19 protein-coding genes are annotated in these 21,011 nt (G+C 38.6%); 8 read left to right on the top strand and 11 right to left on the bottom strand.

Annotation, left to right across the window (positions count from 1 at the left end):
• Positions 1-120 precede the first annotated feature (120 nt).
• Complete coding sequence (locus PSR12_RS07985; RefSeq protein WP_004269367.1) at positions 121-855, bottom strand: SDR family NAD(P)-dependent oxidoreductase; 735 nt, start codon at positions 853-855, stop codon at positions 121-123.
• Between the two features lie 214 nt (positions 856-1,069).
• Between PSR12_RS07985 and PSR12_RS07980 the strand changes: the two genes are divergently transcribed.
• Positions 1,070-1,891 carry a squalene/phytoene synthase family protein gene (locus tag PSR12_RS07980; protein ID WP_221680726.1) on the top strand — a complete coding sequence of 274 codons (822 nt, stop codon included), beginning with the start codon at positions 1,070-1,072 and terminating at the stop codon, positions 1,889-1,891.
• Positions 1,892-1,932: 41 nt separating this feature from the next.
• On the opposite strand, the gene PSR12_RS07975 is transcribed toward PSR12_RS07980, so the two are convergent.
• Complete coding sequence (locus tag PSR12_RS07975; protein WP_004269365.1) at positions 1,933-2,421, bottom strand: metal-dependent hydrolase; 489 nt, start codon at positions 2,419-2,421, stop codon at positions 1,933-1,935.
• A gap of 156 nt (positions 2,422-2,577) precedes the next feature.
• Between PSR12_RS07975 and PSR12_RS07970 the strand changes: the two genes are divergently transcribed.
• A complete protein-coding gene (locus PSR12_RS07970; protein WP_274772509.1) occupies positions 2,578-3,810 on the top strand; it encodes a ferredoxin reductase family protein in 1,233 nt (410 codons plus the stop codon).
• Between the two features lie 37 nt (positions 3,811-3,847).
• Here PSR12_RS07970 and PSR12_RS07965 read toward each other — a convergent pair whose 3' ends face one another.
• Positions 3,848-5,878, bottom strand: coding sequence for a methyl-accepting chemotaxis protein (locus PSR12_RS07965; protein WP_274772507.1), 2,031 nt, complete (start codon positions 5,876-5,878; stop codon positions 3,848-3,850).
• Between the two features lie 194 nt (positions 5,879-6,072).
• Between PSR12_RS07965 and PSR12_RS07960 the strand changes: the two genes are divergently transcribed.
• Both PSR12_RS07960 and PSR12_RS07955 read left to right on the top strand, forming a co-directional pair.
• Positions 6,073-6,699, top strand: a complete 627-nt coding sequence (locus tag PSR12_RS07960; RefSeq protein ID WP_221680723.1) for a nitroreductase family protein — start codon at positions 6,073-6,075, stop codon at positions 6,697-6,699.
• A 350-nt stretch (positions 6,700-7,049) separates the two neighbouring features.
• Positions 7,050-7,547, top strand: coding sequence for a hypothetical protein (locus PSR12_RS07955; RefSeq protein ID WP_221680722.1), 498 nt, complete (start codon positions 7,050-7,052; stop codon positions 7,545-7,547).
• Between the two features lie 28 nt (positions 7,548-7,575).
• Here PSR12_RS07955 and PSR12_RS07950 read toward each other — a convergent pair whose 3' ends face one another.
• Positions 7,576-8,625, bottom strand: a complete 1,050-nt coding sequence (locus PSR12_RS07950) for a DUF1835 domain-containing protein (RefSeq protein WP_274772505.1) — start codon at positions 8,623-8,625, stop codon at positions 7,576-7,578.
• 141 nt (positions 8,626-8,766) lie between these two features.
• Here PSR12_RS07950 and PSR12_RS07945 point away from each other — a divergent pair, with 141 nt between their 5' ends.
• Positions 8,767-9,936, top strand: coding sequence for a pyridoxal-phosphate-dependent aminotransferase family protein (locus tag PSR12_RS07945; protein ID WP_274772503.1), 1,170 nt, complete (start codon positions 8,767-8,769; stop codon positions 9,934-9,936).
• Between the two features lie 454 nt (positions 9,937-10,390).
• Here PSR12_RS07945 and PSR12_RS07940 read toward each other — a convergent pair whose 3' ends face one another.
• Both PSR12_RS07940 and PSR12_RS07935 read right to left on the bottom strand, forming a co-directional pair.
• Positions 10,391-11,719, bottom strand: a complete 1,329-nt coding sequence (locus PSR12_RS07940) for a D-serine ammonia-lyase (RefSeq protein WP_274772501.1) — start codon at positions 11,717-11,719, stop codon at positions 10,391-10,393.
• Positions 11,709-12,182, bottom strand: a complete 474-nt coding sequence (locus tag PSR12_RS07935) for a YaiI/YqxD family protein (protein ID WP_221680718.1) — start codon at positions 12,180-12,182, stop codon at positions 11,709-11,711. Before PSR12_RS07935 ends, PSR12_RS07940 begins: the two co-directional genes overlap by 11 nt.
• A 175-nt stretch (positions 12,183-12,357) precedes the next feature.
• Between PSR12_RS07935 and gdhA the strand changes: the two genes are divergently transcribed.
• The 3 genes from gdhA to PSR12_RS07920 all read left to right on the top strand — a co-directional run bounded on the left by gdhA (position 12,358) and on the right by PSR12_RS07920 (position 15,435).
• Positions 12,358-13,731 carry an NADP-specific glutamate dehydrogenase gene (gene gdhA / locus PSR12_RS07930; protein ID WP_004269356.1) on the top strand — a complete coding sequence of 458 codons (1,374 nt, stop codon included), beginning with the start codon at positions 12,358-12,360 and terminating at the stop codon, positions 13,729-13,731.
• Positions 13,732-13,948: 217 nt separating this feature from the next.
• Positions 13,949-14,635: a phosphoribosylaminoimidazolesuccinocarboxamide synthase gene (locus PSR12_RS07925; RefSeq protein ID WP_257521777.1), complete on the top strand. Its 687-nt coding sequence runs from the start codon at positions 13,949-13,951 to the stop codon at positions 14,633-14,635.
• 146 nt (positions 14,636-14,781) lie between these two features.
• A complete protein-coding gene (locus tag PSR12_RS07920; RefSeq protein ID WP_221680717.1) occupies positions 14,782-15,435 on the top strand; it encodes a Yip1 family protein in 654 nt (217 codons plus the stop codon).
• Between the two features lie 99 nt (positions 15,436-15,534).
• Here the strand turns inward: PSR12_RS07920 and PSR12_RS07915 are convergent, their stop codons facing one another.
• The 5 genes from PSR12_RS07915 to PSR12_RS07895 all read right to left on the bottom strand — a co-directional run bounded on the left by PSR12_RS07915 (position 15,535) and on the right by PSR12_RS07895 (position 21,004).
• Complete coding sequence (locus PSR12_RS07915; RefSeq protein WP_004269353.1) at positions 15,535-16,737, bottom strand: NAD(P)-dependent malic enzyme; 1,203 nt, start codon at positions 16,735-16,737, stop codon at positions 15,535-15,537.
• A gap of 407 nt (positions 16,738-17,144) precedes the next feature.
• Positions 17,145-17,975 carry an MBL fold metallo-hydrolase gene (locus tag PSR12_RS07910; protein ID WP_263082398.1) on the bottom strand — a complete coding sequence of 277 codons (831 nt, stop codon included), beginning with the start codon at positions 17,973-17,975 and terminating at the stop codon, positions 17,145-17,147.
• A gap of 54 nt (positions 17,976-18,029) precedes the next feature.
• Positions 18,030-18,584 carry a hypothetical protein gene (locus tag PSR12_RS07905; RefSeq protein ID WP_274772495.1) on the bottom strand — a complete coding sequence of 185 codons (555 nt, stop codon included), beginning with the start codon at positions 18,582-18,584 and terminating at the stop codon, positions 18,030-18,032.
• The gene (locus PSR12_RS07900; RefSeq protein WP_274772493.1) at positions 18,577-19,674 is read right to left on the bottom strand and encodes a hypothetical protein; all 1,098 of its coding nucleotides are present in this window, start codon (positions 19,672-19,674) and stop codon (positions 18,577-18,579) included. The genes PSR12_RS07905 and PSR12_RS07900 overlap by 8 nt, the downstream gene beginning before the upstream one ends.
• Before the next feature lie 520 nt (positions 19,675-20,194).
• Positions 20,195-21,004, bottom strand: coding sequence for a sulfurtransferase (locus PSR12_RS07895; protein ID WP_274772491.1), 810 nt, complete (start codon positions 21,002-21,004; stop codon positions 20,195-20,197).
• Between the last annotated feature and the right edge of the window lie 7 nt (positions 21,005-21,011).

Raw genomic sequence — 21,011 nt, 5'->3', positions numbered from 1 at the left:
TGGCTTTTAAAAAATGGAAGCATCCGAATCTCAGGTTCCACTATTTTAGCCTTGAAAAATGCAAAAAAAAGTGAAAATGCACTGCTTGAACAGGCACTTTCACTTTCCTAAAACGATTAATTAGCGTGCTGAATAGCCACCATCAATGACAAGCTCAGCACCTGTAATGTAAGAAGCTTCATCAGATGCTAAAAATAAAATAGCATTAGCTACTTCTTCTGGTTGACCAAGGCGTCCCATTGGTGTCGCTCTTACTAACATATCCATTGCTTCTTTTGCTTCTGATAATTTAGCAGTCATTGGTGTTTCAATGACACCAGGGAATACTGTATTAACACGAACATTGAAAGCACCAAGCTCTGATGCCGCTGCACGAGCAATCGCTCGTAATGATCCTTTAGAAGCTGTATAGGCATTAAAGCCCGCACCAATAATCGCTGTGTAAGAGGATGTATTAACGATAGAGCCTTTTCCAGCTTCTTTCATATAGTTAGAGGCATGTTTAATGCCCAAGAAAGGTCCAAAAGCATTGATATTATGCATGATTGACCAATCCGCTTGTGTAATTTGATCTGGTCCCTTTTCTGATGAAATACCAGCATTGTTAATTAAAATATCAATGCGACCATATTTCTCCACAATGGCTTTCGTCACTTCTGCCCAGTTTTCGTCAGATGAAACATCTAATTTCATCCCCTCTACATGGTCAAGCTCAGAAATTTTTGCTAGGTTATCTTCATTAATATCAGCTGCAATTACCGTAGCACCCTCTTGGGCAAACAATTTCGCCATTGCTGCACCCATACCAGATGCGCCACCAGTAATCATCGCAATTTTGTTATCTAAACGTCCCATTTTTCTAAACTTCCTCTCTTTTGTAATGTGGTTTAACTTATACTTTCGTCCACAACGAAAGTATAGGTTTAAATAGTTTACTATTAAACTATATCACTTTTAGGAAACGTTTTCAAAGAATATCTCTCTAAATATGAACAATCTGTTTTATCTTTCCCTATTTTTACGATACGATATACTATAGATGTGGAACCATTTGAACGGAGGAATACAAGTGAACGAGCAAAAAAGACTTTACAAAGAAGCGATGCAGGTTTTGAAAGATACAAGCCGCACGTTTTATATACCTATTACATTTTTAAAAAATGATTTAAAGATATCAGTGGCTGCAGCCTATTTAGCAATGCGTGCCATTGATGAAATTGAAGACCATGAAGAACTTTCTAATGATGTCAAATTTGATTTACTGTCAGCAATGAGTGAATTACTTAAGGACAATTTCAATAACGAAGCCTATCAGTCATTACTCGCACCTTATGCAGAGCAATTACCTGAAGTATCCCTTCGTTTAGCAGATTGGCTGACATTTTGTCCTGAGGAATCCAGAAAAATTGTACAGGCTTCCACAAGTGAAATGGCTTTTGGGATGGCAAAATGGGCAAAGGCGAATTGGCAGGTCCGCACACGTGAGGATTTAGACGATTATACATACTACGTGGCTGGGCTTGTAGGGACGATGCTGTCTGAGCTTTGGGCATGGGGTGCAGGCGTTCAAACAGATCGCGAGCTAGCAATAGGCTACGGCCGTGGATTGCAGGCTGTCAACATCTTACGTAATCAGCATGAGGATTTAGATGAACGTGGTGTAAGTTTCGTACCAGAGGGATGGACACGTGAGGATTTATTTGCGTATGCAGAGGAAAATTTAACCAAAGCAGATTTATATATGAAGGATATCAATAAACGTACTATTCTGCTGTTCTGTCGCCTACCACTTGCCTTAGCTCACAAAACACTAAAGGCAATGCAAGAAGGACGAGAAAAAATGACTCGTGCCGAGGTAGAGCAAACTGTTGAAGAGGTACAGGCAGACTAACATGAAAAGCCCCAGTAAACGATTACTGGGGCTTTTCTTATTTATATCGCATCAATAAATCTTACAATTAATTCATAGCTGAAATAGATAGATAGCATCGATAACAACATCAGTACGACACCTTCTACCTTGCTACCCGTTTTCGTTGTAAGGGGAAAACGAATTGAGACAGTCGCAGGGAAAAATAGTTTAACCCCTTTTTTTGTACACATATCAAGTATGATATGACTAGCCATTCCGATAATTATTCCAATAGATATCGCTCGATAAGGAATCAACATATGTAATAACACCATCATGCTTATTAAAAATAACAAACTATGTGTAAAGGAACGATGTCCAAATACTGTATTCACTAGCTTCGCGATGAGGGGAAATGTCCGACCTATTTTACTACCTCTATGACAAATATCTGGAAGTAACGCACCAATAACCCCCGCACCAACTAAGACAAGTGGGTTATCATTTGAAAACTGTGCAAAGGCAAGACTTGCTGTAATGCCCCCAACGATATGGGTATTCCCTTGCATAAATTACTTCCACTCCTTTTCTCTTATTTTTCCTTCTTAATGTAACATAATCCGACACAAAAGGGAACATACATTCCGAACGTACGCTCGAAATTTTTTCCTCTCTGATTGTATAGCTAGTTAAATTATGGATAAACATAGTGATGGAGGTTAAATATGAGAGCATATAAAGGGATACTTTTTATTTTCAGTATTTTGTGTGGTAGTGCTTTGCTTTGGTATTTTAGCAAACCTATGGCACCTATCCATCCGTTGAACACACTAAGTCATGTCATTGGAGGCTTAGCCATAACGTGTTTATTTCTTGTATTCTTATTAGCTACAAGAATAAAAATGTTGGAGCGTTGGTTTAGTGGTCTTGAGCATGTCTATTTTTATCATAAATTACTAGCAATCCTTTCACTTGTATTGATTCTTATTCACGGGCAATTACAAAAAATGATTCCTGATGAAGAGCTAACACAACAAACGCCACTCAACGAATTCGCAAAAGATCTTGGCGAGCTGGCTCAATACGGCTTTATCTTTCTAATCATTCTTGCCTTTATTGCAAAATTTCTGAAGTACGAGCATTGGCGCTGGCTTCATCGATTATTACTTGTGCCCTATACATTGGGTATTTACCATGCTTATTTTTCTAGCCACTATGATTTATTACAGCCCTCAGCTTTAGGGGTTTTTACAGCATTAACAACTACGATTGGATTTATGTCAGCTCTTTATATGCTGACAATGTATCAGGATATGTTCTTTCACTATAAAGGTCAGATTTCATCCATTCAAAGGCTGACCCCTGAGATATTGGAAATTAAGTTGAAGCTTACAAAACAGCTGGATTATCGACCAGGACAATTTCTTTTTCTGAAAGTCTTTCAAGAGGGTATTGAAAAAGCACCACATCCCTTCTCTATTTCTGGGGGGTGTGGACAACAAATCAATCTTACGATGAAAGCTATTGGAGACTATACTAAAGAGGTCTACAACCTTATTCAAGTCCATACAGAGGTTGCTGTAGATGGCCCCTATGGTCATTTTGACTTCGGCAACGGGAATGCACAGCAGCTATGGATTGCAGGTGGTATGGGCATCACCCCATTTCTTGCCTATTTACACACGAAGCCTGATAAGAAAATTGACTTATATTATTCTTTTCACGGGCAAGACAATGTCATCTACAAAGATTTTTTAGAGGATTATGCACAAGCAAACGACCATTTTACTGTCACGTTTATAGATACAACACAGCGAAATAGACTCTCTGTTGATGAGTTATCCATCTCTCCACAAACTAGTATTTATATATGTGGACCAGAAAAAATGATCAAGCATTTCAAATCGGCTGCACCTAAGAAAAATGTACAGTGGGAAGCTTTTTCATTTAGATCTTAAAAAGGTGTACACCTAAATCTAGATGTACACCTTACCATTAAATCGTGAATTTAGTTGCTTCTTCTTGCAAATTTTGAGCAAGTTGTGCTAACTGCTCAGAGGCTATGGACATCTCATTCATCGTTGATGCCTGCTCCTCCGTGATGGCTGATACATTTAATGTATGATCATTTGTTGCAAGTGCCTGTTTGCTAATTGCCTGTACTTTTTTGGTTACTGCCTGCAACTTTTCAAAAGCATCAGATGTCGTTTTGCTTGTCTTTTGCATGGTGTTTTGGAGACCTTCAATTGCACTGGCAATTGTATCGAAGGTCATGCCTGCTTGTTGAACAGAACCAATGCCTTGATGGGCTATTTTTCGACTTTGCTCCATCATCTCTACCGCGTCATTCATTTGTTCCTGAATCGTCTGCACAACCTTTGCAATATCTAACGAAGCACGGCTAGTTTGTTCGGCAAGTGCTTTGACCTCTCCTGCAACTACCGCAAAGCCTTTCCCTGCTTCCCCTGCTCGTGCTGCCTCAATGGCAGCATTAAGTGATAGTAAATTGGTTTGGTCGGTAATAGCTGAAATGAGCTGACTCATCTGCTCTATTTGAAGCGAATGCTCCTTCAAGCCATTCACCAGATTGGCACTACTGTCAACCTGTGCATGTAGGTGGACAATATCATTCACGAAACCATGTATTTTTTGTGATCCGCCAGTAGCGAGTTCAGAGGTTTTTTGTGATTGTTGGACAGCTTCATGTAAATCGTCCATGGCGGTCTTCATATCCCCACCTAGTTGTGTTGTTACACCCTCTAACTCCCCACTCACCTGTTGTTGTGAACTCGTATTTTCTGCCACCTCTTGCATAGAAATCGCAACTTCTGTAACAGTTTTATTGACCTCCTGCACACTTGCCGTTAATTCCTCTGCAGTAGAAGCAACTGTCTCGGTTTCAGCTACAATGCGCTGCATCATCGAACCTAATGCTTCCACAGAGTCATTATAATACTGCGCCATTTCACCAAATTCATCCTTTGTATGAACGGCCATTTGTTGCGTTAAATCACCCGTAGCAAGATAGCCTAAATGCGTATTCATCGTTTTCACTTCCCCACGGATGTAACGAGCAAGGAAATAAATACTAATTGCGATAAGTAAAATTAGAACGACACTGATCACGATTTGCTGTTGGAGCATGGCCTGTATTTCGCCGTAAAGCTCAGTTGTCGGAACCAGTAAAACTAATTTCCACGGCATATCTTGTATTTGCATAAATTGTAAGGTAAAATCACTACCCTCACTGCTTGTATGTATTAACTTTTTTTGATCAGAAATCTGCTCCACAGGCATGTTCAACAACTGCTGGATCGTTTCTTTATTCACTTTATTTACATCAGGGTGCGTTAAAATTTTTCCACTATCATCAATTAAAAATGCATAACCACTCTCACGAATTTTCACGTCAGAAACAATGGATTGAATTGAATCTAATACATAATCTCCTGTAATAACGCCAATGGGCGTAGAATCTTTGACAATTTGTGTACCAAATGAGATAAACATTTCCCCCAGAGCTTCATCAAAATAAGGTGCTGTATGAACTACCTTATTAGATTGGATACTATTGCGATACCATTCTTGCTCGTGAAAATGATAGGCAGGATCTTCATAAGCATCCGTGGAGACAATTTTTTCTTCTTCCTTATAGACATACGGCCCAAAAATTTGTCCATTTGCCATATCCTTCTCTAGCCATAATCCCATACCATACGTTTCCTTATTGAAAGGCAATAGCTGCTGTACGTAGCGAATAAATTGCTCTCTGGTCATCATACTGTCAGCCGATTCTATTGTTGTCTTTGCACTATTTATGAGCTGAATGTGTGCATGCAGTTTGCCCTCAACGGAACCTGCAACGTCATCCGCTAGTATAGACATTTCATTTTCAATAGAGCTTTCAAGTTCATTGGATACGTCCATATAGTTAAGGAAGGTCATACCACCTAAAAAAACAGTAATGACAGGAATAAGCATTGCGATTTTTGCCATAATATTTAAATTTCCTAATAGCTTTTTCATTCACCTTCACTCCATATCTATTATTATTGCTCTATTCAATCTCTAGTATAAATGGATTATACCAACAAAAATATGTTTTTTTTGTAACTTTTAAATCCTAGATTCAAGACTCTTTAATTCGAGCAATTTACTTGGAAAATGAATTCATTTATCGTATAGTAAAAAACGCATCATACCATGAAGGAGACAAAATAATGACAGTGACAAAAAGTTCTTTAACTAAAGTTATGCATGAGCGTAAATCCGTTCGTAAATACGATGAAAACTTTAAAATCCCGCAGCAACAATTAGAAGAATTACTTGTAGAAGCAACGTCTGCTCCATCGTCTAGTAACCTACAGCCTTGGCGCTTCTTAGTAATTCAGGATGAAGCGGTCAAAAAAGAGCTACGTGCTATTGCCAATAACCAAGAACAAGTAGAAACTTCCTCAGCAATTATTGCCGTTTTAGGTGATACAAAAATGTACGAAAATGCCGAGGCTGTCTATACAAAGAACTTCGATCTTGGCTATATCAATGAGGCAACAAAAGAGTTAATGATTAACAACTCGATCAATCTATATTCTCAACTTCCCCAAGAAGTGTTAAAAAATATCGTTACATTTGATGCTGGTCTAATTTCCATGCAAATCATGCTACTAGCTAAAGACATGGGCTATGATACAGTGCCAATGGGTGGATTTAATAAAGAAGCCTTTGCTCAACGCTTTGAATTAGCTGACCATATCGTCCCAGTTATTTTAATTGCGATTGGTAAGGCAGCCGCACCTGCTTACAATTCTTCCCGCATTGAACTTGAGCACATCGCCAAATTCATTTAATACACGTGAAAATAGTCATCTTACAATGTAGTTAAGATGGCTATTTTTATTTTTTGTGGCATTTCTTGTGCATCTACCATCATAGGATAGTAATGTTTTTCTATGTACTTTTTGAAATGAATAAAACGGAAAATGATTCTCAAAAACTAGCATAATAATGTTTCCAAGGATATTTTTTGCATTTTTATCATAAGGCACTCAAAAAATCATCATTAAAGTCTTAAATAACCAACTACATTCTAGTACATTTGTGCGATTTCTACTAAATATTACATCTAAATTGTTGTAGCTTAAACACTTGAGGATTGTTATGATTAGGAGGTATTTTCATATGAAGGGAGGTTTTTCTGATGAATTATGACTATAATGATTCTTATTATTACTCAGATTTAGATGCAGCCATGGGTGGTTTATTTTTTATCTTTATACTAGCCGGCCTTGCTATTGGTTTAATTGCCTACATTATTAGTGCACTTATTTATTTTATGACATCTAAAACAAATGGTTTTGGAGATGTAGCCTATATTGCTTGGATTCCCATTATTAATGTATATAGTCTCTTCCTGCTGACAGCTGGTGGGGATACTCGAGAAACAATACGTGCAACAGCTTTAAAAAATACGCTTATTTATGCGGGCTTGATCATTGTTTCGTTTATTCCATTTATCGGTATTCTGACTTCTTTAGGAGCGGCAGGCTTTACACTCTATTTCACGTATCGCCTATTCTACCGCTGGTGTGGTGAAACAGGTAAGGCTGTATTATACACAATCTTAATGGTAATAACAGGTGGATTGTTCTTTGCCATCTACGGCTTAATGCGCATGAACAGACCTTTCGTTGCTTAATTGTTTTAAAACCTCTTTATGCCACAGGCTAAAGAGGTTTTTTACGTAATTTCACAGAGTAATGGTGCATTGATTTAGGAATTCCCTTTAACTCAAAGACCCCACTATATACTAAATAGCGAATTCTATATTCTAAAAAGAAGATATTTGGGGGAGCATCCATGCTTGTTAATAGCTCAGAGATAAATACACCTGTTTGTATAAAATCAGTATCCCCCTGCTCCTTATGACGTTGTCCAATCGTTGACATAATCAAATTATCATAATAACTCTCTTGGACTGCTTGAATTTGTTGATGTAGCCATAGACGACAAACATCCTTTGTCTGTGCTAAACTTTCCCACTGCTGCTGAAAAAATAGACGCTCCTTCGCGGACAATCGCTTTACATCATACATTTCCATGTTCCATTGGTGGTTTATAGCCCGTTGTTCACCTGTGTTGATAAGAACAACTTCATTGGTTTTATCACGTAATAAATAAAGAAGAAATCTAAGGCCACACTGTTCTTCTCCATTGGACCCACACCAAATGTAAATCGGCAGGTTGCTTGGAATATCCTGTATCTCTCTGATTGTGTTCATCAATTTATTCTGATTTACAAAATCATCCATTCCATCATTAATATTTTCTCTTAGCCACTTATCACGGAATGCCTGTCCTCTTTTTTCATCGAGTTTCCACAATGGTCCAATCGACAAATCCTCTGGAAACCCGATCACATATTTCGGTGGAACAAGTGCCGCTCGTAATGAGCCTGCTGCAGATTCCGAGCAAACAATATGTACCACTTGTGCTGAAGTAGTAGTTATGACCTGTTGAATATAATCATTAATAATTTCTACCAAATGATAGAGCTCTTCCTGCCCCATAAAGAGAGACCACCCCTGCTGAGGTATGCTTTGTTCATGATGAAATGCTGTAACAGATTCAGATGGCTCAAGCTCATACCCCTGCCATTCCCCCTTCTTCATCACATCTGCTACTGTGATATACTCTAAAGCTTGAATTCTATATACTAGCACCTGGTTTGTGTCGTAGAAGAAATAGATAAATGGATAATGCATGGATGTTTCCATTCGCACTGCCTCCTTTTTAAAAATTGTACCACAATGACAATCTCTTCCATCATTTTTCAAAAAAGTAGTTAGCTAGCACCATAAATATGCTATTATTATAGTTAGAAAATTTTGAATTTCTAGCAAAGGGGATTGATGAATATGCATGAAAATATTTTAAGACATCCGGGGCCAACACCGATTCCAAAAAAGGTACAGCTTGCGATGAATCAGAATATTTTTAGTCATCGTAGTCAGGAATTTGTAGAATTATACCGAGAAACAATTGAATTAGTAAAGCCTGTTTTCGGTACGACACAGGACATCTTACTATTACCTTCAGGTGGGACAGCTGCGCTTGAGGCTGCGGCTGTTAATACGGTATCTGCTGGTGAAGAGGTTGTTGTCATCACAGTTGGAGCTTTTGGCGACTATTTCGTTTCGATCTGTGAGCAATATGGCTTCCATGTACATAAGCTTGAAAAAGAATGGGGACAAGCTTGCACAGCCGAAGAACTACGAGCATTTTTACAGCCATTACAAAGTATTAAAGCCGTTTTTGTTACGTACAATGAAACATCCACAGGTATTTTAAACCCAGTTGCCGAACTAGCACAAGTCATCCATGAAGAAACAAATGCCCTTGTGATCGTTGATGGTGTAAGCTGTATTGGTGGCGCTCCTGCTGAAATGGATGCTTGGGGCATTGATATTCTCGTGACAGGCTCTCAAAAAGCGATGATGCTCCCACCTGGACTCTCTCTTGTTAGCGTAAGCGAAAGAGCTTGGGGAGTCATTGAAGAAAATCAAACACCTGCTTATTATTTAAATCTTCAAAGCTATCGTAGCTGGGCGGAAAAGGGCATGACACCTAATACCCCTGCTATCACACTGATTTACGGACTGCATGAGGTGTGTAAGTTAATTGAACAGGAAGGTGGCTTTACGCAAACAGTTGCCCGCCATAACCTTATGAAAAACATGGTGCGAAATGCAATGCAAGCATTACACATTGAGCTATTAACTGAAGATCAATACGCTTCTCCAACTATTACAGCAATTAAAACACCTCTAGGAATTGATCTTGGTGAATTTTTGGCGCACCTTAAGCAACACTATCATTTAGATTTCGCAGGCGGACTAGGTCATCTGCAGGGTAAAATTTTTAGATTCGGCCATATGGGCTATTGTTTCCCAAGTGACATTTTACAAGCCGTTTCCCTACTTGAGGCTGCCTTACAAGACTTCTCCTATGATTTCGATCCAGGAGCAGGCGTACTTGCAGCACAAGAAGTATACTTAGCCGCACAACGTAAAGCACTACAACGTTAAACAGCAAAAACAGGTGGAGAAAAATGCCCCCACCTGTTTTTTAATTTGATTTTGTTTCTACTAAACTTGAAGTTGCGTTGTGCGTTTGTGGACGCTAATCTGAGCGGGATGCCTCACTTTTTGAGCGCTTCAGACTCCTATTGGAGCGGGTCCTTACATTTTGTGAGCGCTTTAGACTCCTCTTGGAGCGGGTCTACATATTTTGCGAGCGCTTTGGTCTCCTACTTGAGCGGGTCTACACATTTTGTGAGCACTTCGGACTCCTACTTGAGCAGGTCTACACATTTTGCGAGCGCTTTGGACCCCTACTTGAGCGGGTCCATACATGTTGTGAGCGTTTTGGTCCTACATGAGAGTGGCATCTCACTCACTATTCGAATGCTTTACTCCATGCTCAAGTGGGATATAACTAATAGAGGTCAAGCTTCCATCCAAACATAGCTTCACACCGTCTTTAATTAAATTCCTTGGCCTTTGCTAAATAAGCAGCTCGCATTGTAGGTGGGACCATGCTACCGCCAGTTGCCCATACGAGATGTGTGGCTTGTGGTAGATGGTTTACTAATGCGTGCTTTTCTAGATAGGATTGACCTTGTTGCAATAAACGAATGGCTCCATACATTCCTGCGTGTGCAGATGGCTCTAAAAATAAACCTTCACTTTCCATCGCTAATCCTAGAGATGTAAACAGCTCTTCATCTGATACTGTATAGCAACCACTTATATACGTCTCCATCACTTTTCCTACAAATTTGGAGGCGCGACCAACGGCTAACCCATCCGCTTCTGTTCGATTGTCAAGGCCAATATCTTCTACACTAATTGCGTCATGTAAGCCTGTCATCAGTCCGATCGTCATACAAGGAGAAGCGACAGGTTCTGCAAAGAAAATATGCACATGCTCTCCGTAAATTTCTTTTAATCCATAGGCAACACCACCTGGTCCTCCACCTACGCCACATGGTAAATAGACGAACAATGGATGTGCTTCATCTACTGTAATATTCGTCCTTTCGAGCTGTTCCTTTAAACGCTTGGCAGCTACGGCATAGCCAGCAAATAAATCCTTTGAATTTTCATCATCAATAAAATGACACTTTGGATCTTGCTCAGCTTCCTGTCGCCCCTGCTCAACAGCTACACTGTAATCAGCTTCATATTCAATGACTGTAGCACCCTTTTCCCGCAGTAAGGCTTTTTTCCATTCCTTGGCATCACTCGACATATGTACAACGACATTAAAGCCGAGCTTCTTGCCCATAATGCCGATACTTAATCCTAAATTCCCCGTAGAGCCTACTGCAATCGTATATTGTTGGAAGAACGACTGAAATTCCTCTGTTGCTAAAATCGCATAATCATCCACTTCTTTAAGTCTTCCACTTGCCAAAGCTAGCCTTTCCGCATGTTTTAATACCTCATAAATTCCTCCACGTGCTTTGATCGAGCCAGAGATCGGTAATGCATGATCACATTTTAAAAGCAATTGGCCGGGAATCGCCACACCATATGCTTGTTCAATAGCACTTTTCATTGAAGGAATTTCCTTGATCGTTGATTCAATTAAACCATCACTTTCTAGAAGCTCTGGAAATGCTACTTTTAAATAAGAAGAAAAACGTTGTAATGTTGCTTCCGCATCATCCACTTCAGCCATAGTAAAGAGCATTGTTCCAGGATTTGTCATCCAATTTGTATTTTCCCACAATACAGTAGCCTTTTTTGCTAGTTCGTTTAACTGCGGATATTGTTCGAATAGTTCGTGTTTATGTTCATTTTTCACCTGTAGATTCCTCCAGTTTATAGGCTAAAATTGCTCGTTCACAAATTTGTCGAAATTTCATTTCAAACGAAATATTGTTTTCTTGTGTTCTTTTTTTAGGTCCCTTTGTTCGTCCACCTGCCCTTCTAATTTTTTGACCAACATGACGCATATCGAGCAAACGTTCGATGTTTTCATTAGACATTTCTCGTCCATTTTGATCAATCGGATACCCCCCTCGTGCTAAAACCATGGCTGCTAATCCGTAATCCTGTGTAATAACAATATCGTGTTTTGAAAGCGCGTTCACTAGCGTAAAATCAACCGAATCTGGACCTTTGGGTACAATAATTGTTATTACATTATCACGTTCAACACGATGTGATGTATCGCAAAACAAGATAGTTTCTATCTCAAACTCAGATGATATAGATAGCGCCAAATCCACTACTGGACAGGCATCAGCGTCTATAAGAACCTTCACAATAAGGCATCATTCCTTTCTCATAATCAGATGAATCACTTAGAACTAAATTATTTAAATATAATTTTAAAACAACCTCTCTTGCTCAATTTTTCACAAACTTTAAAAGTATTTTATTGAATAGTTTGAAAAATAGATATACGATACACCTATCAACTAAATGGGGGTTTTATTTATGACAATTACAACTGTTAGCAATGAACAATTAGCAAAAGAATACGTAGATGGCGTATTTGAGCAACTTAAACAACAGAATAGTCATCAAGCGGAATTTTTACAAGCAGCTGAAGAAATTTTCATCTCATTAGTACCTGTATTCGCGCAACATCCTGAATATATTAAGGCCAATATTTTATCTCGTATTGTGGAGCCAGATCGTATTATTTCTTTCCGTGTAGCATGGCAAGATGATAACAATCAAGTACAAGTGAATCGTGGCTATCGTGTACAATACAGCAATGTCATGGGCCCATATAAAGGCGGTCTTCGCTTCCACCCTTCTGTCAACGAATCCATCATTAAGTTCCTAGGCTTTGAGCAAATCTTTAAAAATGCTTTAACAGGGCAACCTATTGGTGGTGGTAAAGGTGGTTCAAACTTTGATCCGAAAGGAAAATCAGATTCAGAAATTATGCGTTTCTGCCAAGCATTCATGACTGAATTATACCGTCATATTGGTCCAGATGTCGATGTTCCTGCTGGTGATATTGGCGTAGGTGCTCGTGAAGTAGGTTATTTATGGGGCCAATATAAGCGTTTAACAAAAGCAAATGAATCAGGTGTATTAACTGGTAAGACTCCTGGCTACGGTGGCTCTTTAGCACGTAAGGAAGCAACTGGTTACGGTACTGTTTACTTTGTGAACGAAATGCTAAAGGATGCAAATGACTCATTCGAAGGAAAAACAGTGGTTGTTTCTGGATCTGGTAATGTATCTACGTATGCCATTGAAAAAGCGCAACAGTATGGTGCCAAAGTGGTTGCTTGCTCAGACTCTTCAGGCTATATCTATGACCCAGAGGGCTTAGATTTAGATGCCATCAAAGAAATTAAAGAAGTAAAAGGTGACCGTATCTCAACTTACGTTAATTACCGACCAAATGCTACTTTTACAGAAGGTTGTACAGGAATTTGGACGATTCCTTGTGATATTGCCCTACCGTGTGCTACGCAAAATGAAATTAACGGTGAATCAGCTCGTACATTAATTTCGAATGGCGTGAAAGCAATCGGTGAAGGTGCTAATATGCCATCAGACCTTGAAGCAATCAATGAATTCCTAGAGGCAGGCGTATTATTTGGTCCAGCAAAAGCAGCGAATGCTGGGGGAGTTGCGGTATCTGCTCTTGAAATGGCACAAGATTCTAGCCGCGTATTTTGGTCATTTGAAGAAGTAGATGCGAAACTTCATCAAATTATGAAAAATATTTATACAGACAGCAAAGCAGCAGCAGAAAAATATGGCTTCCCAGGTAACCTAGTAGTTGGTGCAAACATTGCTGGCTTTATCAAAGTAGCAGATGGAATGCTTACTGAAGGTGTCTATTAATAACATTCTATTTTCAATGTTTCCTAGGATTTGATTTCGGAATATTCTTAATTTCAACCAAGGTGATAACGAACATTCGTTATCACCTTATTTTTTATTTATAATCCAGTTATAAAACATTAAAATAAACGTTTTAAACGAACATTTTTATCATTAAACATTTAAAACATTCGTGTTATAATTTTAGAGTACTATGAAAAATATTGGAGGGTTTTTTGTGGAATTATTGTATACAGGTAAAACAAAAAATGTGTTTAAATTAGAAGATGGTCATTATTTATTAAAATTTAAAGACGATGTTACAGGAGAAAACGGTGTGTTTGATCCAGGTGCAAATACTGTCGGTTTAACCATTGATGGGGCTGGCTTGGCTGGTTTACGTTTAACTTCTTATTTTTATTCAAAATTAAACGAACAAGGTGTTCCTACGCATTTCGTTGATGCAAACTTTGAAGATGCAACAATGACTGTAAAACCGGCGACTGTTTTCGGTAATGGCTTAGAAGTGATTTGCCGCTTCAAGGCAGTTGGTTCATTCCTACGCCGTTATGGTGCCTATGTAAAAGAAGGACAAGATTTAGACTCCTTTGTAGAAGTAACAATCAAAGATGATGATCGTTTAGATCCTCCAATTTCTGAAGATGCTTTAGCGATGTTAAACCTGTTAACTCATGAAGAATACGCCATTTTAAAACAACGTACAATTGAAATTTCCAAATTTGTAGCGGCAGAGCTTGCTAAAAAAGGCTTAACGCTTTATGACATTAAATTAGAATTCGGCCGCGATGCGAAAACGAATGAAATTTTATTAATCGATGAAATTTCAGGCGGTAATATGCGTGCTTACAAAGGTGAGCAATATATTGAGCCGTTAGAACTTGAGAAAATTATGTTAGCTGAATAATAGAAACAACCTTTAAAAGAGTCGACAATTACGACTCTTTTTTTATGTGTGGGCTAATTTTTATTTTCCATGAAACTTTTCTTTACTTCTCTCGTATATTAACTATATGTAACAAGCAATTATTCTATTATTTTGGAGGTAGTTTGATGGAAAACTTGAATGAGACATCGAAAGAAGAAAGGTCAAAACTAAATCCATTTTTATCAGTTTGGATGCATCCAAAGCAAACGACTCGTTATATGATTAATGAAAAATCTATCGGCTTTGCAATTTTGGTTTTGTCTATTGGTTATATTGGCTCTCTTATGTCTGGATTAATTGATTCAGAATTTCTCCCTGATTTTTCGCCATGGCTTTTAGTCCTATTATGTGTCATTTTTGCTCCAATCGCAGGTGTGATTGGCACAGCTATTTCTGCACTCATCTCTTGGCTATTCGGGAAATTATTTAAAGGTACTGGGACTTACTCGGACTTATTTAAGGGGTTAAGCTTAACAGCAATCCCATATATCGTACTGATTCCACTTTATATTATTTGGTTAATGACTTCACCCGATTCATTATTGGATCCTAATTTTATGGGTTCATTACCGTGGATTTTTTGGCCAACTATTTTAGTAAGCATCATTGTGACGATTTGGTCATTTGTTATTTCTGTAGGTGTAGTCGCTGAAGCACACCAAATTTCGAACTGGATGGCTTTCTTCACCATCTTTATTCCAGCCATTATTATCTTCATCGTATTATTTGTTCTTTTCTTTGTCATACTCATCGGAATTATTGGTGTTGGCATGGTCTAAAAACTTGAGATAAGGCCTTTGTTAACTTGATACAGCATAATAATAAAAGCAGATAGAGAAAAAGCCTGAAACTTTTCTCTATCTGCTTTTTTAATTTTATTAGACAGAAAGTGCTGTACTTTGCTGGAATAGCTCAGATACGCCAGATTCAACAGCTGCCCCACTTACTGCGCGTGAGACGATAGCCACTACGCGTTCGTCCAAAGACTTAGGAACAATATATTCTTCCTTTAGTTCCTTATCACTCACAAGGGAGGCAATCGCTTCTACAGCAGCTAGCTTCATTGACTCATTAATATCCGTAGCACGCACATCTAAAGCTCCACGGAAAATACCAGGGAATGCGAGAACATTATTAATCTGATTTGGATAATCAGAACGTCCCGTTCCCATCACACGTACCCCCCATGCTTTGGCATTTTCATACGTAATTTCAGGATTTGGATTAGCTAAGGCAAAGACAACTGGATTTTCATTCATGGACGCAATATGTGCCTCCGTTAATAGATTGGCTACAGAAACTCCAATAAAGACATCTGCACCTGTTAGTGCATCCTCTAGTGTACCATGTTGCTTCTCTGGATTCGTCAAATGAGCAACCGCTTCTTTAATCGGGTTCATCCCCTCTGTACGACCCTCATAAATAATACCTTTTGTATCGCACATATAAATATTCTTATAGCCCATTTGCACAAGTATACGTAAGATTGCAATGCCTGCAGCACCAGCACCATTAATCACAACCTTCATCGTTGCTACATCCTTTTTCACAATACGATTGGCATTAATCATCGCTGCTCCTACAACAATCGCTGTTCCATGCTGATCATCATGAAAAACTGGAATATCACATTCTTGACGTAGGCGATCCTCAATTTCAAAGCATCTTGGTGCTGAAATATCCTCTAAGTTTACCGCACCAAATGTCGGGGCAAGCGCCTTCACAATGCTGACGATTTCATCCGTATTTTTTGTATCTAAGCATATTGGAAAAGCATCAACATTGGCAAAACGCTTTAGTAAAATCGCCTTCCCTTCCATTACAGGTAAGGCAGCTTTCGGGCCGATATCTCCTAACCCTAAAACTGCTGTCCCATCAGATACAACAGCTACCATATTCCCCTTCATTGTATAGTCGTACACAAGCGAAGGATTTTTCTCAATTTCCACACATGGCGCTGCTACCCCTGGTGAATAAGCTAAGCTAAGATCATAGGAATCTTGTACAGGTACTTTTGAGCTCACCTCTAATTTCCCACTATAGTGTGCATGCATTTCTAATGCCTTTTTCATTACGTCCATTCTATCCCATCCTTTTCCCTTTGGTTTTTTATTATATTTCAGAATCATAATACTTTGTGAAAATATAGTCAACGAATTTTCTGTCAATTTATTTTTAACTTCAATAGTTCAATGTTTAATGACTTTCATTACATTTTTCTGTCAAATTAAACGTTTCACAATCAATTATTTTAAGATAATTAATGCAATTGTTAACACATTATAAAGTGTACACATAGAGCCGTTTAGCCTGTTCAACTTTTCACATAGTATTTTTCTTATGTAAATGAGAATTTTTTCACAAACTTTTGTAAGCGCATCCATTGCCCTGATTGACTTCGTCACAATTTATTCACATTTTTTCACAAAGTTTTTTATTATACAGATCAAAGTATTTGTGAAATTCTTAACAAGCCAAAAAAAGAGCCCTATATATAGGACTCTTCGGTAAAATGATTAATAAAGGCCGTAATGATATGCTTGGAAGACCATTGCTCTCCCGAAACTTTTGTAATCGGATAATCACGAGGAAAAATTGTTTTGGTGATTTCTTCAACAGAATAACCTTGCATAAATAATTGTTTCACTTTTCCTTGCATGTCTTCCAAATAAGTAATTTTTTCTTGTATTTTCGTTCGACCATCCTCTATAAAGCCTGCATGACAGCAATAGACGACATTGAAATCATAGTTTACTATTTTCCTCAAAGACGCCAGGGTATGGACAATATTTTCTTCATCAAGCACAACCTTCGTCTTTGGCTGGATAAACAAATCTCCTGTAAACATAGCGCCTGTTTCTCGATTGTAAAAAGAAAGATGATCCGCTGTATGTCCAGGTGTTTCAATGACATCCCATGTTGCTGCGTTCGTTTGTAATGTTTGACCAAATGGTTGGGCAACAAACGCTGGTCGTTCCCCCCACAATGCCTGACGATAGAGTGGATATTCTCCATCCTCAGCACAAAGATTGACTGAATCACGATGAATATAAATAGGTACATTCTTATGATGTTGAATCCACGCTGCATTTCCAGCATGATCCTCATGTGAATGTGTTAATGCCAATTGCTCTATCGGTATATCCTTAAAAAAGGTTTGAAATTCCTGCGACAGTGAGTAGGAACCTGTATCAATCAGTAACCCATCCACAAAAAAGCTGTACACACTCATACCAACCCCCTGAACCGCAACTTTCCCATGCGCACATTGTACACCGCGATGCTGCTGAATCTCGATACTTTTCTCCCGTTTAAACATCCTGCTCCCCCTTTGCCCCTTGTACAAAAAGTGTAGCATAAAATGAATGGTGAGTCATTTTTGTAAGTAGGTAACAACAAAGGATTTGCTTTTTACATGTTTACGAAGTGCTAACACATGAAGAAATAACCGTAAATTTACAGCCAATAAAAGCAATGCGCCCAGGAACAATAATCCCATCTGCCAATCACTTATAACATTCATCAATAGTGTCCAACTAATAATGACGGCAAAGGATATCGCTATATATTTTTTCATCACTCTTGTAGTTGTACCCTGTACATCGTGTTTTTGTTCAATGCATAATAAAATTTTTCCAAATTCCATTATAATCAGCAATTCAATTCCTTGAATTAAAACCGTACTCCAATAAAAGAGAAGATGGAAAGAAAAGATGGTACTCATCAAGGTTATCATCAGAGCGCAGGCCATATATGTTTTGATAGGTGCCTTTTCTTTATAGAACGAAAGACTTTTTAAATAGGCCCCATAAACAAGGATATCTTGTACAAGATTAGCGTATTTAAAAACATTTAAATAGATCAATTGAAAAAAGAGCGCCACTGCTAACCATTGTAAAAGTTTTACCTGTTGTGTAGATTCACTCATTGTTTTCACGCACCTTTTTCACCAAATTTGTCGTAAAATACGCTTGTGAATATAATCTTTTAGTTAAATAACCATCCGGGCCACTAAAACCTATGGATGTATTGATATCTAAGGGGGCTTCCTTCAATTGAATAGTCATCTCCAAGCGTTGACCTTTCGTCACTGAAAAAGGAAAATCACTTGCTGTGTAACGCTGATCATTTAATCTCCATTCTTTCAATAGTATCTTACCCTCTAATGCAGCGGGAACATAAAATGCATCAAAAATAGCATCCTGTTGAAGGATAAATGAAATGATTTGTTCCGAATCATGTTGTGACTGACTATAGCTATTATTCATGATCTGTTTTTCATCAATGAAGACTTCCCTCGTAAAATGAATTGGGGCAGGCAATTTCATCCCGTCATTTAGTAAAAGATAAACAGTCTCACTTGCCATCACTTTTTTCATCGTGTTTAAATCAAGCTGAAAAAAAGCTAATCGAACATTTTGATAGAGTAAATCTTGCGAAGTATCGAATGGATAATAAAAACCATTTACTAAATTCTCTTGCTCCATTTGATCGTATACTATTGGTAATTGCACATCTTCTGCCTGCAAATATTTAACATATCGATGGTCATACTTGTTTGTAATATAGCGTATCTCTAAAGCATTCTGTGAGCTATCCGTAACTTCAATTACAGTAGGCACCACAACTGGTTTTCTTAATTGATGTTGTAAAAAAATCGTACTGTTACCGATCAGTAGAATCGAAACTATGGCAACACCAATTGTCTTTTTCTGATTAAGCTTTTTTCTAGAGATGAATAGTATGATGAATAGGCATAAAATAGCCAAAATCCAATACATCGGCGGAGGTAAATTATCTAATTGTGACATTAACGCACTAGCCCGAGCATTATCTAAGTGCTGTTCCCCCTTCATTAATGCCACAAATCCACCCGCCGCAAGTGTTACAGCAATCTTGGGCACCCAGCTCTTAGTTTTGTACTGCTCTTTTTTTGCTTGTTCAATGCCTTGTTGACTACGCTGATGTAACGATTCTGGAATGTCTATTAGATCCATCTGCTTTTTTAGATCGTTCACCCTTCCCCCTCCTGTTCCAGTGCCTGCTTTAATTTATAAAATGGTTTTGGTCGTCCCTAATTTCCGCTGCAATACTTAAGCCACCTGAGGCAATGTATAATCATGATAGAATCTCAATAAAGCTTCATTATCATATCCTCCAACACCCACCTCTCAGGAAGTTCTTCATGCGATTCCTGCACTCCCTCATCCCCCTTTATCTATTAGACTCTTAAACTATGCATTTTAGCTTTGCAACCTTGCATGCTCTCTCCACTTTGATGGATTTTTTGATCAGGTATTAAATTCTATCCACTACTTTCAAAGGGCTATCCTTCATTTTTTCATTCTTTTCCACCACTTTGAGCAGGTTATCCGCTACATTAAATTCTATCCGTCACTTTGAACGTTCTATCCTCCATTTTTTCTTCCGTATCCGCCAATCTGAAGAGGTTATCCGCTACATTAAATTCTAACCTCTACTTTACGCTATATCCACCGCACTATATAAAAAAACGCCCACCGAAGTGAGCGTTTCTTTTTATTCGTTTGTGCCTTTTTCCACGTCATATTCTGTAATCCAATCACTGAAGCTACCTACATATAATTGGATGTTGTCATAGCCTTCATCTGCTAACACAGCATAAAGAGGAGAGGCGGTTACGCCGCTGCCACAGTAAACAACAACCTGCTCATCAGGTGAAACTTTTTGACGTAATGCATCATTTGCCTTTAGTTGACCATTTGACTTCAATTGCTCCCAGTCAAAGTTTTTCGCAGTTGGGATATGACCTGCTACTTTATCCAATGGCTCTACTTCTCCTCGGTACCTTGCAGCAGCACGCGCATCGAGTAAAGTGGCTTTCACCTCTCCATCCACAATGGCTTTTACGGCTTGGCGTGGTGCATAAAGCTCATCTTTCCAATCAAACTCAATGATGGTTGGGGGATATTTAATAATATCCTTGGTAAAAGGAATTTTCGCCTCTAGTGCTGGGGCACCTCCGTTGACAATCACTACATTTGGGAAACCAGCATAGGTTAGCATCCACCAGGCGCGTGGGGCAAATGGAGCTGCTCCTTGGTCATAAACTACAATCTGATCTTCATAGCGTAATCCTAGTTCTTGAAAAACGGATGCCAATTTTTCTTTGCTTGGCATCGGATGACGACCGTCTTTACTATCCATATCCGATAACTGCTGTTCTAAATCAATATAGATAGCACCAGTAGCATGACCGTCCTCGAATGCCTTTTTGCCGGCCTCTTTGTCCTGAAGATCGTAACGAGCATCGATAAAACGGACACCATCAAATTGAATTTCATCCACTGATTTGAATACTTTTCCCATTGGAATC

Source organism: Lysinibacillus sp. G01H (assembly GCF_028872195.1).
Taxonomy (GTDB): Bacteria; Bacillota; Bacilli; order Bacillales_A; family Planococcaceae; genus Lysinibacillus; species Lysinibacillus capsici.
The sequence above is the reverse complement of the archived record's forward strand: the minus strand, read 5'-3'. Positions and strand labels throughout refer to the sequence as shown.